Below are 16,867 nucleotides of genomic sequence, written 5' to 3'. Positions count from 1 at the left end.
TCGGAATCTGACGGCTCGATCATACCTCAGGCACCTGCCGCTTCCGGCCGCGGCCCGGGCGCACCGTTAGTAGCCCGTTCGTCGGCCCGGGGTTACACCGGAGCGGCCGCGTGTAACATGCGACGAAACGGGCCATGAGCCAGCCCCTATCGCCTGACCCAGCCACAGCGGCGCGAGGTTCGAACTGCATGCGTGACTACCTGCTCGCCCTGATCGTCGTCGTGCTCGTGCCCCTGATCGTGCGCTACGCGTGGATCGGCATCCTGGCCTGGTTCTGGGTCGGACTCTTTGCGCCCCAGTGGCACACCTGGACGTTCATGCGCGGGGCGCCCCTGGCCACCTACTTCGGCGGGGCGACCCTGATCGCACTGTTCCTGGCCAAGGACCGGCAACCGTTCCCGTTCACCCGCGAGACGGTCATGCTGTTCGCGCTGGCGGCCTATTTCGCGATGACCAGCCACTTCGCGGTCAACTCGAGCGGGGCGTGGGACTTCTGGATCCACTTCATGAAGATCCTGCTGATCACTTTCATTACCCCGCTACTAATCTACGGCGAGCGCCGCATCGTGTGGCTATTGCTGGTCATCACCGCCTCGCTCGCCTTCTACGGGTTCAAGGGCGGCATCTTCGCCATCCAGACGGGCGGGGCCCACATGGTCCTCGGCCCCACCGGCTCGTACCTCTCCGGCAACACCTATATCGGGCTGGCCATGCTCATGGTCCTGCCCCTCATCCTGGCCTCCGCCCGGATGTTCCACCAGCGCTGGTCGGCCGACCTTGGCTTCGAGCTCCTAAGCCGCTTCTCGCGCCCGATCGGGTGGTTCCTCTACGGCGTCTTCTGGCTCACCGCCATCGCAATCCTGACCACTCACTCGCGAGGGGCATTCGTCGGCCTGCTCGCCATCGTACCCCTGCTCTTCTGGCACATGCACAAGAAGTGGCTGATGGTCCTCGTCGGTTTTTTCCTGGTGGTGGTGATGGGCGTTACCGCGCCGGAGCCACTGGTTGAACGCTGGCAAACAATCGAAACCTACGAGGAAGACCAGTCCGCCATGCAGCGCATCCAGTCCTGGGGAGTGGCCTGGAACATGGCGATGGAACGACCACTCACCGGCATGGGCTTCCGCAACACGGCCCTCGGTTATGACTGGTGGATTGGTTATGCCAATTTCGAAGGTGGCTGGCGCCACGTACTGTCCCCCCACAGCGTGTATTTTGGGCTCCTGGGTCAGCATGGATTTGGCGGCCTGGCCGTTTTTCTGCTGCTGATCGCCTTCACCTTTCACACGCTCAATCGGATCCGGCGAACGGCGCGCCAGCGGACCGGGGAGATCTGGCTGTCGGAATACGCCTGGGCCCTCCAGGTCGGGCTTGTGGGCTACCTGATATCCGGCATCTTCCTGGACGTCGCCTATTTCAACCTCCTGTACGCCTTTGTCGCCCTGGCCGTCATCATGCGCAGAGAACTGGAACAGGCCCCACAGCCCGCTACGGCTCCGGTCGCCAGCAGTCCGGTACAGCCGGAACCGTCCTCCTCCCCCGGCCCCGACCCGGTCAAGACGGGAAGCGACACGGTCATGTCGGGCACCCTCATGAGGCCGTCTTCACCCCGAAACTGATTCGGTTGTGGATGACGACATGATGGACCCCGCTCCCTCAGCCCACACGACGACCGCGCTGGAACAATGCCTCGATAGCCTGACCACTGCGCTACATGCCAACATCCAGCCTGGGGCAGGCCTCTACGATCCAGTGGACGAAACCCCTACGCCCGGGGACCACTACGGACAGACCGCGGCCGCGCTGGCACTCGCCCTCCAGGAGGGTCCCGATTCCGGGTTTTGGCGCCACCCCCTGGAGGCTTGGGAGGCCTTGCCGGCGCACCAGACAGGGCACGCCCCCTTCAACCGATTCCTCCTGAATCTGCTCGCAGAGCACCTCGAGCAATCCGGCGCACCGACAAGCGAGGCCTTGCACATTCGGCACCTGGCGCGACGGTGCAAGCTTTCACGCCGCTACCCCTCCAACAACTGGACCCTGCTGGCCCGACTCTGCGAGCTGCAGGAGGCCAGAGGAAACGCCAGAACCCGGGCACACGCCCGCCTGCGCGGGCTCCTTGACCGTTGGATAACCCCTTATGGGGCCTTCGTGGATTATCCGGCCCGCCCCGGCACACCAGCACGCGGGGCGACACCCACGGCCTATCACCACAAGGCACTGTTTGTCGCAGTCATGGCCTCCGAATACTCGGAGCCGGAAGTCTGGGAACCCCTCGTCAAGCCGTTCCTGCAGTGGAGCATGCAGAGCTGGGACGGGCACGGACACGTCGGTGGCCTAGGCCGCAGCAGCCACGCACTGTTTGGTGATGCATGCCTGGTCGCGAGCCTAATCCTGCTGGGGGCAGCACACCCGTCAGCACAATCGACCGCCGCCGGGCAGATGCTCCAGGGCATTCTGGAACGATGGATCGTCCAGACCCGCCCCAACGGCTTTATCGCACTGAACCCCGCCGATGCTGTTAACCCTGGAACCGGCTGCGACGCCTACATGCACCTCTCGGTCTACAATGCTTGGGCCGCCGCACTCGTCGCCTGGGCTCGCGCACGCGCCAGTCAGGCGGGACGCAGGCATCCAGGATTCGACCTTCAAGCCTTGAGTCCTTCTGCTTCACCCCACGATGCCAGCATTGCAGAGCAGTTCCGCGTGGGCGATCCCGACGCCACCTTTGCCCTCGTCTCCAGCCGCGGCCAGCCGCCCCAGGGGTTCAGCCGGAGCGAGGCGGAATTGCGATACGCTGGAGGCATACCGCTGCATCTCGCATGGAAGGGCCGCACCCTTTGCCCAGCGCCGGGTCGCGTGCCACGAAGCGCCCTAGAGGGGTGCCCGGCACTCGCGGGTTGGACCCCCATCTTCCAGGCCGGGGGGGCATTGTTCGCGCTGACCGACTTTGATCATTGCGAACACGAGCTACGGGACCGTACCGTGCGGATCTCGCTCTCCGGCCAGCCGCGGGCACTACTCCGCGCCCCGGCGACCGGCCTGAAGGAGCGGGCCATGGCCGCGCTGGACTGGCGCCTCCTCAATAGCGCTCTCGGCCACGGGGCGGCCCTAAACCGCCCCCGCCTGCACGACATCACGTGCCATATCTTGCTGACCATCCATCTGGACCAACCTCGCGTCGAACAACGACTAACCCTCGAACACACCGGGGACCGGCCGGTTCGGTACCTGAACCCGGGGGGTCACGCCGTCACCAGTGCGCCACTCGCGGAGTGCTCATTCCAGCACCTGGCGACAAGCGGTGCCGCGGCAGCACGCGCCGAGGAATGGCAGGAGGCCGCCATACCTTCCGCCATCCCGGACGCAACCGGTCGCTGCCAAAAACCAATGCAGCTTCCGAGCGGTGGGCATTCCACAGAGTGCGTCATCGTCTGGGAATTTGGTCCCGATCGGCGGCATGACACCACCGGCGAATGAAAACTCCACCTCCACTCTGACCGAGTGCGGCGGCCGAGAAGGCACGTCTCGAGTCAGCCGTGAAGAGGCGCCCTGAGTGAGCTTCGAGGCGACAGGCTGACCGACACTGGAATCCAGGAAGGTCCCGAACGGGATAACGGCCACGTGATCCACACCGGAATCCCGTGTCACCGCCGGCGCGGTGGCCGCCTGCGCGATAATCTGCAACCTGCCAATTCCCTGGATAGACTATTTGCGAGAATAGTCGCTTGACGGATTCAGCGTCTGCGCATGATGCGTTTGGTCAATCGCCACACCGAATTTCGCTGCCTCACGGCCCAGTCGCCGAGCCTTCCGGCTCCTGCGGCTCCTTGCCGGATAAACTCAGGTGCCTGCTGCCACCGCCGAAAACGTGGTAACACCTCATCCTCAATCAATATCAGCCAACGCTGCACGGTGGCCTCGCGGGAACCCACACGTGTGGCCGCCTCGGCACCATTGCGGACAAGCCCTTGCGCCCAATCGGGATTGTTCCGCACGTCCCGGAGGCTCTGCACAAGCTCTCCCTCGTTGCGGCAGCGCAAGAAATTCCGGCCTTCGACCCCTGCCTGCGTGTAGGCGGAGTCACAGCCCCCCACAAACACCGCGCCCGCAAGCCAAGCATTGAACATCTTAGTCGGGGGTTTCTCGTGATGTCTGCGGCAAGAGAAGTCCCGCAAGGCCACCGCGACGTCAATGTCACTGTAGTCGTGCCATTCCGAGCTGTCTTTCAGGCGAAACTCCAGCCCATGGGCCATGCATAACTGTTCCCACCATTCAGGTGGTCTGCAGAGATTTCGCGCAAGGCCAAAGAAACCGACGGTCCGAAAGCCGGTTCTTTGCGGGTCACGCGGGACCAGGCCCGGTTGAGGCCAGTGCGGCACCCAAAAGGCCCACCGACCGGCCTGTTTCTGGTTCTGCACCAAGGCTAGATTGGCCCACCGCGGGCGTAGTTGATCCGCATCGATGCTCACCTTGAATACATCCGGCCGGGGTGGCAGACAACGAATGTCCGCAGCCAGGCCGAAATTGACCACCCCTGCCCGATAATCACTCCCTGCACTGACGTCAATCCCGCATTGCCGAAGCTCGACCGCCGTTTGGGCAATCCAGGCCCATGAGCTGTTCCGGAACAGGTAGGGCTGGGCGTCAATGGATGCGCTGGCCGGCGAGTCGAGAAATTCCGATATTTCCCGAGGCCCCAGGAAGTGAACAGTATCAGGGTTCGCCCTTTCAGCGCCGCCGTTCATCGACCGTTCTGCGCAGAAGGATCCTGCCGTAAATACTGCGAGATGCCAAGGCTCGAGCAAACCTCTTCCAGGTCATAGTTATAGGTGAGGTCCTTGCTCAGATCGCGCCGTGCGTCATTGGGAGACTGCCTCTTGTAACGCGGATTGCCAATCCGAGTGCAGTGCCCTTCATGCAAGGGGCGTGCTTTGAGGGGAACGACATCGCCGCCATGCATTTCCTCCCAGATCAGAATGCCGACACCATGGTCCTGCATATATCGGTTTCGCTTGTTTCCCGGATCATCGGCTGGCGCATTGGGATGCTCGGCCGGGTGGCGCCACCACCCGCAACCGGCGTCATACTGCTGCTGACTGGCGACACGGGTCGTACACCCAATCAATTCCCAGTACCGACCGTAATGTCCCCGCATACGGCGAAGCCAACCCAACCGCAGGTCTACAGCCGCAGTCTGCCCGTCTCGGAGCACCTTGAACTGCTCAGCAAGCAACCGGAAAAGCGGCTCGCGGACCAAGAGATCCGAATGCCAGAAGGCCAGCCTGGGCGCAAAAAGCCAGGCGAACTCGAGCGGAAACATCATCGACATGCTCGGAAGATTCAAACCATCATTAAAATCGATCAATCGCGCGCCGTCGACCAGGGGCGGCGCGCCAACGCGCGGATCAAAACCTACGATGGGTGTCCATCCGACCGATGCCACCATCCGCTGCTGCACCAGGCACCACTCATCATCGACATTCCAGCAGAGCCAGGGATATTCGATATCGGCCAGCACCCGAGCCCATTCGGTGGATGCGAGTTCGGAGGCATGTTGCGCCTGCTCCTCCGTAATCCAGTGCCAACTCCCCTTGCCAACGTAAAACTTCCGGAGGGTTTCATCATCCATTTCACCGTTTCCCTCACCCATTTGATCGGGCATACCCCAACCCTCCCCGGCTTGTCACCACCCTGCGCCTCAAGAGCCTTGGAAAGAAACCAAAAGGCAGGAACTCAGGACCTTCCCCGCGACCATTGCGCGAGCAAGATACAGGACAAAGGGCTGATTAGCGGTTGCCGGATAGCCGGGTATTGGACCAGCACCTGTCACGAACTGCCCGCCCTTTCTCTTTTGATTTCCTGATACTCGCCAGACAGCTCATCCAGCAGTGGAGGCCAGTTCTCCTCAACCAGGCTGACACCTGTTCGATCAATCCACCGCAAGGGCCTGCTCTGCAAAAGGCGTGCAGGCGCGATCCCCAACCGTCTGAGCCAATATTTATTAAGGTGAGGCACCCAGTCGCGCGTACCCATACCCATATTAAAGGCGGCGCGATTTACCGCGCGAAGTATTCGGGCACCATTCCTTTTGAGACTCACGTTGGTGGCACTCCCGAGTGATTGCGATGGGGCCTCGTACTCCCAGTCATCAAAGACCTCGAGAACCTGCTCTGGCCGCTTGTCGTCTCCAAAGAGGTCTTCAAAAAAGGATACCGCCACTCTATTAAACGAATAACGCTCCATCTCTTCCAAAAACGGGGCATATCTGAATGCCGATACATCCACCTTCTCGTCGAAGAACTCGTCGAATGGCCTGCTGCCTCCCCGCTTCACGTACTGGAAGTAAAGACTGGGGATCATCGTTGCCGGATCCCTCAGTACGACCATGACGGAAGAACCCGGAAACGAATCGGAAAGGTGTTTAATCATCGCGTTCCTTCGCGAAGCATAGTCCTGTCCATAGGGGACTCCCGAGAAATCCTCGGAGGTCAGCAGCAAGCGGCCTCCGCGGACCCGGGCCCGCAACATCGCCAGGAGACTCGGATTCCACAGGACCTCAACATTGGTCAGCCGCGGGAACACGTATTTCTGGAGATAGGTGGAACCGGTCTTCCAGGGTCCCACATGAAATACCATCTGGCTGTTGTCTGTACTCATTCAGTGGCCCCGGTGTCCGAAGGGTCGTTTCTCGACGCGTTTACTACACGAAATGATGCGGCTGTCAGCATCAGGGATGAAGAGTCGAGCCGACAGCCGGGGCTGACAAAAGCGGACGCCGGTTCACGGCGCCCCAGCCTTCGCGCAGTGGTGTGCCGGAAGCGTTGAGCTGCCCGCTCACGCGGCACCGGCTGCCAACCTTTGAAACGAGTCACTCCTATTTGCAAGGTCTTCCCAACTCCCTGCGTCCACGAGTTGCCCCTGTTCGAGCACGAAGATACGGGCACAAGGCCGCACCGTACTTAGACGGTGGGCCACCAATAGGATTGTCTTTTGCCCCGACAAATTGTGCAGTGCATCCATTACCGCGCGTTCGGTGGCGTTATCCAGCGCACTGGTGGCCTCGTCGAAAAACAGCACCTCGGGATCGCGATAAAGCGCTCTGGCGATACCGATTCTCTGGCGCTGGCCGCCGGAGAGCCGGGTGCCCCGCTCGCCGATGATGGTGGCGTAACCCTTCGGGAGTTCCTGTACGACAAATTCATGCAGATTCGCCAGCCGGGCAGCTCGCTCGACGGCGTCCTGATCGATCCGGTGTTCCGGAACCCCCAGGGCGATGTTTGCAGCCACACTCTGATCTGCCAGAAAAATGTGCTGTGGCACGTAGCCCAGTGCCGCCTGCCACCGGCGGATGTTGGAACGTGTCAGCGGCTCGCCGTCGACAAGGATGCTTCCCTGGTTGGGTTCCAATAGCCCCAGCAGGAGGTCGACGAGCGTGCTCTTGCCCGCCCCGGAGGAACCCACAAATCCCACGGTGGTTCGTGCGGGGATCTCCAGCGAAACATCCTCGAGAGCCGGTTGTTCATGACCTGGGTAGTGATAGGAAAGGCCCTTCACCTCGATGGACCTGGCCGGAGCCAGTGGCTCCGGCCGATCATTACGACCGATCATGGGTGTGCTGTCGGGGCGGCTACCCAAGTCTTTCAAAATGTTGTCCAACGCCGCGGTATTGAAGCGAAGTGATGCGATCTGCTGGAAAATTTTCTGGAATGCGGGAATGAGTTGCCGGCCGGCAAGGGCGTAGAGACCGATCAGCGGCAGTGCCTGGGCCAACCCACCATCACCCGCCATCAGGTACAGCACCAGCAAAAGCACCCCGCCGAAGGCAATGGCCTCGATCGCATACTGAGGAAGATTTTGCAGCAGGGCTGCGTTCGCCTGGTGACTGGCAAAGCGCTTGGATGGATGGCGGTAGCGTTCCAGATAGTCGCGTTCCCGTCCCAGCAGGCGGATTTCCTTTGCGCCCGCAAAGGCCTCCGCCGCGGCCGTAAAGCGTTCGCGGTTCGCCTCCACGCGGTCCTCACCGATGCGGTTCAGCCAGGTGCGCGCCAGAACGTAAATGCCCCCGTAGACGCCGCCAAGGCTAACGGCCACGATCAGGGCCAGCCAGGGTTGCGCCGCGACCAACAGGCCGATGATGAAAAGAGCCAGCAGGCCCTGGCTGACCAATCGCAGCATCGGCAGTAAAGCGCCATTGATGGCCTGGGTCGTCTCCTGCAGGACAGTCTTGGCCAGGTCGCCGGAGTTGCGGTTGAGGAAGAACGTGAACGGTCGGCTGAGGTAGTCGCCCATCAGTCGCCGCGAAAGCTCGTACTGCTGCATGTGGGTGAACCGAGTGATGGCCCACTGGTTCAGAGCCTGGAGCGCGGTTCCGGTCACGAAGAGCACAAACGCCGCCACCCCCAGAAAGTACAGGAAGCTACTGGTGGACTCGAACCCCAGCCACTCGTACGCCATGCGCAGCATGTCGTTGTCATGGACCATGTTCGGGTCGGACAGTACTGCCAGAAACGGCATGACCGAGGCAATGCCCGCGGTCTGCATGAAGGCCGTGACGATCATGAGAATCACCAGAAGCCCGACCTTCCCGCGATCGCGGGGGTCCAGCAGGGCGTTCAGCTTTCGCAGGGTTTGAAGCATGGTTTCGCCGACCCGGATCCTTCATGCGAGGGGCCTTGGCGACCCACGGGGGAACCGCCATCAGGCAGCCGTTAGCCAAGCCTTGAGGCTGGCTTCTCGTTTCGATTGTACGAGATGAGGTGATCGCCGATGCTCTCGTTGAAGGCACCGTGGACGCGCGAGCAGACAACGGCGCGAATGGATGCTCAACGCGTGCCGACCGGAAGGTCCTGGAAGCCGCGTCGGCAAAGGGTTTTGAAGCAGAACGAGGGCCACAGCCATGCCAAACGCCGGGCTAACGAGGGGCGCGCTGACCGGCTTCCTGCGTTCGGTAGAACGATTCCCCGACCGCCCTGCGCTGGACGTGGAGGGCCGCGTGTTCACCTACCGCGAGCTATTCGAAGCGGGGGCGGATGTTGCTCATGCGCTGCAACAGGCCCTGAGTGCAGGCATACCGGCTCGGGTCGGTGTACTGGCGCAGCGCTCGCTGCCAATGTACCAGGGCATCCTGGGGGCCCTGATGGCCGGCCATACACTGGTCCCGCTGAATCCGGGCTTTCCCGCGGAACGCACGATCGCCATGGCCGAACAGGCCGAGCTGGCGGGCTTGCTGGTAGATCACCAGGGGCTGGAACGGCTCGATGAACTGCTGAGGGGCCTTTCCCGTCCACTCGCGATACTGCTGCCCGATGCGGAGCGGCTGGATGAGCTGAAAATGCGTTGGCCCCGGCACGACTTCCGGGTGATCGAGGATTCCCTCCGGCCAACGGAATGGGCGCCAGCGACCATATCTCCGGATGATCTGGCCTGCCTGTTCTTCACCTCCGGCAGCACCGGCGTTCCCAAGGGCGTGGGTGTCCTGCAAAGCAATGTGACGCGTTTTGTAGAGATGTCGCAGGAGCGCTACCGCGACTTCGGCATCAACGAGACGGACCGCTTCTCGCAGTTCTACGACATCACCTTCGATTCCTCAATGTTCGACCTCTACGTGTCGTGGGCGTTTGGTGCCTGCCTTTGCTGCCCCTCCGCGAAGGAATGGTTCAACCCCAACCGCTACATTGCGGACAAGGCTCTCACGGTGATCGACATCACCCCCTCGGCCGGGCACGGGATGAACCGTCGCAACGGATGGGCACCGGGACGCTTTCCGGACCTGCGCCTGTGCCGCTTTGGCGGCGAGGCCCTCTCGGCGGAGCTGGCCGAGGCGATGGCCGCCGCCGCACCCAATGCCTGGATCGACAATGCCTACGGGCCCACCGAGTGCACGGTGGATGCCTGCTTTTACCGCTGGGAGCCGGAGCAATCACCGACGGAATGCGAGCACGGAATGGCCCCGATCGGCTATCCGGGCAACCAGGTTGGACTGCGCGTGGCGGACGAGACCCTGCAGGAGGTGGCCATCGGCGCCGAGGGCGAGTTGTTGATCAGCGGGCCACAGGTGACCCCCGGCTACTGGAAGGACCCAGAGCGCACGGCGCAGGCCTTCGTGCATCTGGACGACGGGCGCGTGCACTACCGCACGGGGGACCTGGTGCGCCGACCGCCCCCAGGCGAACCGATCATCTTTCTCGGGCGCCTGGATCACCAGATCAAGATTGGCGGGGTGCGCATCGAACTCGGAGAAGTGGAAGCCGAACTACGCGAGGCCGCCGGCACGGACCAGGCCGTGGCCATTGGATGGCCACGAACGGAAAGCGGCGCCTCCGGCATCGTGGCCTTTGTGGTCGCGGAAGGAGTCGACGAGGCAGCCCTGCGCGACCGGCTCCGCCAGCGCCTGCCCGCCGTAATGGTCCCGCGAACCATCCACTCGCTGGACAACCTGCCGCTAAATGCGAACGGCAAGGTCGACCGCAAGGCGCTGATTTCGGACCTCGAAGAAACTGCAACACAGTAAGGGCACGCTACGACGGAGTCACCACGCCCGGCACCGCCAGGTATGTATGCCGCAAATGCGAGACCTCGAAGCCCTTGCGGAGGTGGTTTTGATAGGACGGGTCCGGTTTGTCCGGTGCACCCACGGCGGTATCGGTAATCACCGACGTACATCCATGCCGCGCCGCGTCCCTGAGGCAGGCGGAGAGGAGGGCCCCATGCAATCCACGGCCCCGATAGTCCGGGCGGGTTGCTTCCCAGCCGGCCCAGGCCGCGCCATTCCCGAGATACAACAGGCCGGTTGCCACAACCGTTCCATCGTCGAGCGCCAGCCACTGACGCCACTTGGGTGAACGCGGCAGCTCCGCCAGAAGCGCCTTTGCTTCCTGCGGCACTGAGAACGCATCCACCGCCAGCGCGGCGCCGGCATCCTGGTCTTCTGGCCGCCAGGGGCGAATCTCGAGATCGGTCTTCCCCTCGGGAACGTCGCTGCTGGACCGCGTCAGGACTGCAGATGCCGCTGCCCGGCGAATCTTGCGATCGCGTAACCATTGGGGGATGGGCTCGGGGCGGGCATGAGGGCTGAGTTCAATTGCCCAGGGAAGGTCATGCTCGGCGTACAGGGCGGCTAGTTCATCAATATGGCCCTCGGTTGCCGGGCCTGAAACGCCCAATCCCAACACCCGGTTAAAGACCAGCATCTTCTTCAGGGCCGGAGCGATCAGGGCAACATGCGTCCCGCAGCGGACCGCTCGAAAGCCCGGGATCCCCGCGCTTTCAGCTAGCTGCATCATGCTCTCGTAGGCTTCGGCCTCGACCAGCTCGGCCTGGGCGGAAGATGGATCTTCAGTCACGGAGCCTCCTCCTGTCTCCGGCTTGGGTCTTGCCGATGGCCCTTAATGCCGGGCCCGGCCCAATGCCTCACCGCGCCTTGCGTCTCCCTGTCAGACTCTTCCCGGCACTCAGGACCAGATAGGCCCAGGTGGACACGGACCAGGGGTCTCGAAGCGTCGATTGCAGGAACGACCGTGCCGCCAGCCTCGGGTCCCCCTCCCAGTAATGGTGATAGCCGAAACTGAAGCAGGTCTCGGCAAGGCGCCTGCGAATCGCGCCGCGTGACGTCTGCTCTCCGCCCGGGCCAACCCGACCCCAGCGGCCGAGCGTCTTGCGGACGACCTCGAATTCATAGTTCGTGTCGGGGTACTTGGTGATACAGCCCTCGCCATGAAGCCGGTAGAGAGCGGTCACGAGGTTCAGTTGGTGGATCTCGGTCAAGCGGGAAGCCCGCAGCCAGTAATCGTAGTCCTGGCCTCTCTTGAGTTCAGGGTCGAACTGCCCAACGCGTTCGACCAGATCGCGTCGCATCATGACCGTGATGGTGTGAGGCAGCGAACCGAAAAGCAGACGGTTGTACAGCCAGCCGGAACCGCGATCCAGAAGCGGTTTTCCGTCAGGGTTCATCGGGTGCGCTCCCTTGGCCGCATCGGGTTTCTGGAACGTGCCGGACGGATCAGGCTTCCAGTTATGCCAGGCCGTGAAGGTCATCCCGATCTCGGGATGCCGGTCCATGTGCTCCACCTGGGCCGCGACTTTGCCCGGGAGCCAGACATCATCGGAATCAATAAAGGCGATGTAGTCGCCCTGCGACTGTGCGATGCCGGCATTGCGGGCCACGGCCGCGCCCTGGTTCTGCTGGGTCAGCAACCTCAGGCGGTCGCCATACTCGCGCAGGATCTCGATCGTCCCGTCGGTCGAGCCATCATCCACCACGATCAACTCGACGTTGGGGTAGTCCTGGTCGAGGACACTGTCCACGGACTCGGCGATGTATGCGGCCGTGTTGTAGGCCGGCATGACGACCGACACCAGCGGCTTGTCGTCGTCCCGCGCCGTCATGACTCTGTGCCTTCCACCGGAAGACCCTGTACCCAGTCATGGGTCCAGTTCGCCACCTGATCGCGCCACTCGCGTCGGGAGAAGGTGTGGTTGGCAGCCGGTAGTTCCTGCAGGGTTACCCGCGGCTCCTGCAGCAGCCCGCTCCATGCCGGCGCATTGGTCGCCACATCGCGAAACTCGGCCGCGGTCAGGTCGTCGCCACTCAGGATCACGAGGATCGGTCCTTGAAAGCGCTTCCAGCCCGCGGCCATCCGCTCCGGCAGGGGGCCATGGTCCGTATCGGGGCCCATGTCCCGCAAATCCGAATTGGGGGCTTGGGGACGCAGGGCGGCCTTGGTCATGCCCGCGAGGGATTTCACCGAGTTCCACGGGTTCAGTCGCCCGCGCAGGGCCCCGTTCCAGAAGTCGCGACTGGCCAGGCGCTGAAGGTAGTAAGTCTTCAGGTAGGCTCGTGCCAGCCCGTCACTGGTTCGAACCCAGGGGTTTACCAGGACCAGGCCCGCCACCCGGTCATCGCGCCAGGCATAGAACAGGCCGGCGGAAGCAGCGCCACAAAGCCCCCAGATCACCACCTCGTGCATCCCCGACATCTCGGCCGAGAAAGTCTCCATGGCTGTCCGCAGGTCATCGTGGACCTCCTCGTAATCGCGCTGGGCGCCGGACGAATCCCCCATGCCGCGAAAATCGAAGCGGAACACGGGTATCCCCTGCGCCGCCAGGTGTCGAGCCAGGAGCAGGAACTGGCGGTGGCTGCCCACGCGGTACTGCGGCCCGCCCACGGCAATCAGCACACCACGCCGGGCGCCCTCCGCGCCGGGGTGCAGGATACCCAGCAGTTCCTCCTCCCCCACCCGGAAGACAACGGCACGCTCGCTCACGCCAGGGCCTCCAGGCACTGCGTGGTCGCCTCCAGCAATTGCGGCACCTCGATGATGTCCTGGGTGGACCAGAAGGCGTCGCCGCCCACGACCGTTGCGGTTACGGCCGCCCCCTCTTCGCGCCAGCGCTCGATCAGGCGTTCGGCCGCCGGCGGTAGCGGGGCATCATCCTGTGCCGCGATGTCGAACCAGGCAATGGATGCCGCGCGGGGCTGCTCCAGGCGGGCGGTGGCAAGGCGCTCGGCCAGGGTGGGCGCAAGCGTGTAGCCCGCCACTTCCAGTGCTTCGCCATCCCGCAGCCGCGAACGCAGATCACCTGTGGATTCCTTCTGCCCGCCCATCATGCCGGCGGCCATGCGCAGGCGGAGAAACTGGGTCAGGTGCTGTTCGCCATTGGTGACGGGCGCCCAGTAGATCGCGGCTGCGGCTTGTTCGGTCCGCGCGGCCAGGAAATCGCCTGCCAGCAGACATCCCGCGCGCAACCCCCAGACCACAAGCGGCGCCGGGCAGCAGGCTTCGAGGTGGTCGCTGCAGCGGGCGAGGTCGTCCAGCCAGAGATCCCAGTCGGCGTCGCCGAAGTCGCCGCCGCTGTCGCCGCATCCGTAGAGATCCGGGATCAGCACCGCGTACCCAGCCTGCGCCATGCGGCGGGCCTGCAGGTTCACCATGCGGCGGGACTTGTTGAGTTCTTCGGCCAGGGGCGGGACAAACAGGATCGCGCCCCGAACGGACGGACCATCCGGCCGATGCAGCACATGGAACACCGGCCCGGCCTTGCCTTCCAGGAACCCGGCTTCCATGACCGAGCTAGTCCAGCTTGGCGTCGATGAAATCGGCGAGGGTGCCGACCGTCTCGAAGGTCTCGGCGCTGACATCGTCGTCATCGATCACGATGTCGAAGTGGCTCTCGATCGCGGTGATCAGCGATACGACCGCCATGGAGTCCAGCTCGGGGACGCCGCCCAGCAGCGTGGTGTTGCGATCGAATTGCTGAGCGCGTCCATTCAGGCTCAGGGCACTGTCCAGCAGATTCCGGGTGTGATCGAGGGTCGACATATAAGGGTTCCTGAAGGCGGGTATCCGTGCCCGGCCGGGGATGCGGGTTAGCAGGCAGGTTACCGCATCTGCACAGGCTGTCCAGATCATCGCCGAGACGCCACGACTCCCGCGTGATCGGCTCGTTAACCCCCCGGATCCCGCACCCCCTCGAACACCCGACCCCGGACGTAGAATAACGACCAAAGACGGCACGGATCGCCGGGCCCACGCCCGGGTGCATACATCAACCAGCGTTTCCCTGGACCGACCAGGCAACAGGCGGACGGATGGCGGGACTTTGTGGATGGTTCGCGGTGAATGCCGCATCCCCGGGCGACGCCCTCGAGGCCCAGGGGGCGGCCCTTCCGGGGCTCGCCGGGGCGCCTGAATCCCGGTGTACGAACCGCCTGGGTGGCTGCCTGGTTCGGGGCGGCTCGACCGCACAGGAAGGGGACGTCATCGCCGCAATCGCCGGCCATCCGCAATGGCGCAAACCCTCACTGGCGGAACGCGCACGCGAACGCGACCCCGCGCAGGCCCTGCTGGAGGCCTGGCGACAACACGGCACCGGCCTGTTCGAACAGGTCAGCGGCGACTATGCGCTGGTCATCTTGGATGCCGGCCGGGGCCGGCTGGTGGCCGGCACCGATCGCCTGGGCCAGACACCGCTCCACTATGCACGGCTGAATGGCGGCGTGGCGTTTGGCACCAGTGCCGGGTGTGTGGCTGCCCACCCGGCAGTCGCTACCGAGGTGACCCGCGAGGGCCTCTACCACTACTGCTTCTTCCACATGCTTCCGGCCCCGGTCAGCCTGTTCGCCGGGCTGGAGAAACTGCCGGCCGCCCACTGCCTGACCCACAACGGCGACCGGGCCGAAGTAACCCGCTACTGGAGCCCGCGCTTCGAGGAAGACCGCAGCGCCACGCCCGAGGCCCTGGAAAAGGCCCTGCGCGAACACGTGCAAGCGGCAGTGGACCGCCGAGCGGACACGCCACACCCCGGCGCCTTCCTGAGCGGCGGCCTGGACAGTTCGACCGTCGCCGGAATGCTCGCCGGCAAACACCCCGGGGCGGACAGCTTCAGCATCGGCTTCGATGCCCCCGGTTACGACGAGATGGAGTATGCGCGCATCGCCGCACAGCACTTCGGCACCGAGGCCCACGAGTATTACGTGACGCCGGAGGACGTGGTCGAGGCCGTACCCCGGATCGCTCGCAGCTACGACGAGCCCTTCGGCAACTCCTCGGCGCTGCCGGCCTATTTCTGCGCGCGCATGGCGGCCGACGCCGGCATCACCCGGCTACTGGCTGGTGATGGCGGTGACGAACTCTTCGCCGGCAATGCGCGCTACGCCAAGCAAGGGGTGTTCGAACACTGGGGCCGGATTCCCGCGCCGCTGCGCCACCACCTGCTCGATCCATTGTTTACCCGGTTGCCGCGTGGACTGCCGCTGGCTGGCAAGGCCCGCAGCTACGTGGAGCAGGCCCGCATCCCGCTGCCGGACCGACTGCAGACCTACAACTACCTGCACCGCCTGGCGCCGGAGGCGATGTTCGAGCCGGAGTTTCTCGCGGCGGTGGACACCGAAGCACCCTGGGAACTCATGCGCCGGATCTATTCGGAGCCGGAATCGGCGTCGTCACTCAACCGCATGATGTACCTGGACTGGCAGCAGACCCTGGCCGACAACGACCTGCGCAAGGTCGCGGAGATGTGCCAGCTGGCCGGGGTGGACGTCGCCTTCCCGATGCTGGACGACGACCTGGTGGAGTTCTCCTGTCGCGTGCCGTCGGACCTCAAGCTGAAAAACGGCCGGCTGCGCCACTTCTACAAGGAGGCGCTCACCGGCTTTCTGCCCGACGCCATCATCGACAAGAAGAAACACGGCTTCGGCCTGCCATTCGGCGTCTGGATGCAGGAGCACGCCCCATTACAGGAACTCGCCTACGACAGCCTGCTGCGCCTGAAGGGCCGCGATTTCCTGCGCGACGACTTCATCGACGAGCTGATCCGCCTGCACCGCGAGGGGCATGCGGCCTATTACGGCGATTTCGTCTGGATCCTGATGATGCTCGACCTCTGGCTCGAGTCCCACCCTGCCGCGCGCTAGCCGCCTACGCTCGCTATTTGTTCACCACGAAGGGCACGAAGACACGAAGGAAGGGCAAGGGCGATTGCACCACGGAGGGCACAGAGGTCACGGAGAAAGGCAGGTCAAGGGCGGGCAACAGGAAGGCGGGAAGCGCGCGAAGGCTCAGGATGAAATAACTCGGGATCGACTGCTTGCGGCTCTCCCGGAAGTGGCGGATGCCATACCCCCGTCATCCGGGCCGTAGCGCCCCACACCTTCGTCCCGGCCGCAGCGAAGCAGGGAGCCGGGATCTCCCGCATAGAGGCCGACCCAAGCGCCCGACGCGCCCCCGTACCACCATCACGAATCTTCCCTTCTTCGTCGCTTCCTGTGAATTCGCCCTTCTTCGTGTCTTCGGGCGCTTCGTGGTCAATTGGTCCTTCCCTTCTCCGTGTCCTCTGTGCCCTCTGTGGTGCAAAAAATCCACTTCGGCAC

Annotated in this window: 13 protein-coding genes; 4 read left to right on the top strand and 9 right to left on the bottom strand. The window is 63.7% G+C overall.

What is annotated here, in order from left to right; genetic code table 11:
• Positions 1-188 precede the first annotated feature (188 nt).
• A complete protein-coding gene (locus tag F572_RS0106195) occupies positions 189-1,619 on the top strand; it encodes a putative O-glycosylation ligase, exosortase A system-associated (RefSeq protein WP_017941969.1) in 1,431 nt (476 codons plus the stop codon).
• Positions 1,620-1,638: 19 nt separating this feature from the next.
• On the top strand, positions 1,639-3,477 hold the full coding sequence (locus F572_RS0106190; RefSeq protein ID WP_196794001.1) for a hypothetical protein: 1,839 nt from the start codon (positions 1,639-1,641) through the stop codon (positions 3,475-3,477).
• Between the two features lie 257 nt (positions 3,478-3,734).
• On the opposite strand, the gene F572_RS15915 is transcribed toward F572_RS0106190, so the two are convergent.
• The 4 genes from F572_RS15915 to F572_RS0106170 form a co-directional block, all read right to left on the bottom strand.
• Complete coding sequence (locus F572_RS15915; protein ID WP_231291112.1) at positions 3,735-4,745, bottom strand: hypothetical protein; 1,011 nt, start codon at positions 4,743-4,745, stop codon at positions 3,735-3,737.
• A complete protein-coding gene (locus F572_RS0106180; protein WP_017941966.1) occupies positions 4,742-5,629 on the bottom strand; it encodes a hypothetical protein in 888 nt (295 codons plus the stop codon). The genes F572_RS15915 and F572_RS0106180 overlap by 4 nt, the downstream gene beginning before the upstream one ends.
• Before the next feature lie 197 nt (positions 5,630-5,826).
• A complete protein-coding gene (locus F572_RS0106175) occupies positions 5,827-6,657 on the bottom strand; it encodes a hypothetical protein (protein ID WP_231291111.1) in 831 nt (276 codons plus the stop codon).
• A gap of 177 nt (positions 6,658-6,834) precedes the next feature.
• The gene (locus F572_RS0106170; protein ID WP_017941964.1) at positions 6,835-8,637 is read right to left on the bottom strand and encodes an ABC transporter ATP-binding protein; all 1,803 of its coding nucleotides are present in this window, start codon (positions 8,635-8,637) and stop codon (positions 6,835-6,837) included.
• 259 nt (positions 8,638-8,896) lie between these two features.
• On the opposite strand from F572_RS0106170, the gene F572_RS0106165 reads away from it, so the two are divergent.
• On the top strand, positions 8,897-10,510 hold the full coding sequence (locus tag F572_RS0106165; RefSeq protein ID WP_017941963.1) for an amino acid adenylation domain-containing protein: 1,614 nt from the start codon (positions 8,897-8,899) through the stop codon (positions 10,508-10,510).
• A gap of 7 nt (positions 10,511-10,517) precedes the next feature.
• Here F572_RS0106165 and F572_RS0106160 read toward each other — a convergent pair whose 3' ends face one another.
• From F572_RS0106160 to F572_RS0106140, 5 genes are all read right to left on the bottom strand, one after another.
• Positions 10,518-11,342, bottom strand: a complete 825-nt coding sequence (locus F572_RS0106160; RefSeq protein ID WP_017941962.1) for a GNAT family N-acetyltransferase — start codon at positions 11,340-11,342, stop codon at positions 10,518-10,520.
• A gap of 67 nt (positions 11,343-11,409) precedes the next feature.
• A complete protein-coding gene (locus tag F572_RS0106155; RefSeq protein ID WP_017941961.1) occupies positions 11,410-12,384 on the bottom strand; it encodes a glycosyltransferase in 975 nt (324 codons plus the stop codon).
• Positions 12,381-13,262: a hydrolase 1, exosortase A system-associated gene (locus F572_RS0106150; RefSeq protein ID WP_017941960.1), complete on the bottom strand. Its 882-nt coding sequence runs from the start codon at positions 13,260-13,262 to the stop codon at positions 12,381-12,383. The genes F572_RS0106155 and F572_RS0106150 overlap by 4 nt, the downstream gene beginning before the upstream one ends.
• A complete protein-coding gene (locus F572_RS0106145; RefSeq protein WP_017941959.1) occupies positions 13,259-14,062 on the bottom strand; it encodes a hydrolase 2, exosortase A system-associated in 804 nt (267 codons plus the stop codon). The genes F572_RS0106150 and F572_RS0106145 overlap by 4 nt, the downstream gene beginning before the upstream one ends.
• 7 nt (positions 14,063-14,069) lie before the next feature.
• Positions 14,070-14,318: a phosphopantetheine-binding protein gene (locus F572_RS0106140; RefSeq protein ID WP_017941958.1), complete on the bottom strand. Its 249-nt coding sequence runs from the start codon at positions 14,316-14,318 to the stop codon at positions 14,070-14,072.
• A 269-nt stretch (positions 14,319-14,587) separates the two neighbouring features.
• Between F572_RS0106140 and F572_RS0106135 the strand changes: the two genes are divergently transcribed.
• Positions 14,588-16,411, top strand: coding sequence for an asparagine synthetase B (locus tag F572_RS0106135; protein ID WP_026143022.1), 1,824 nt, complete (start codon positions 14,588-14,590; stop codon positions 16,409-16,411).
• Positions 16,412-16,867: the final 456 nt, after the last annotated feature.

Origin of the sequence: Thioalkalivibrio sp. ALE14, assembly GCF_000376845.1 — a bacterium.
In the GTDB taxonomy this organism is placed as follows: domain Bacteria; phylum Pseudomonadota; class Gammaproteobacteria; order Ectothiorhodospirales; family Ectothiorhodospiraceae; genus Thioalkalivibrio.
This window is presented reverse-complemented; position numbering and strand designations above follow the sequence as displayed.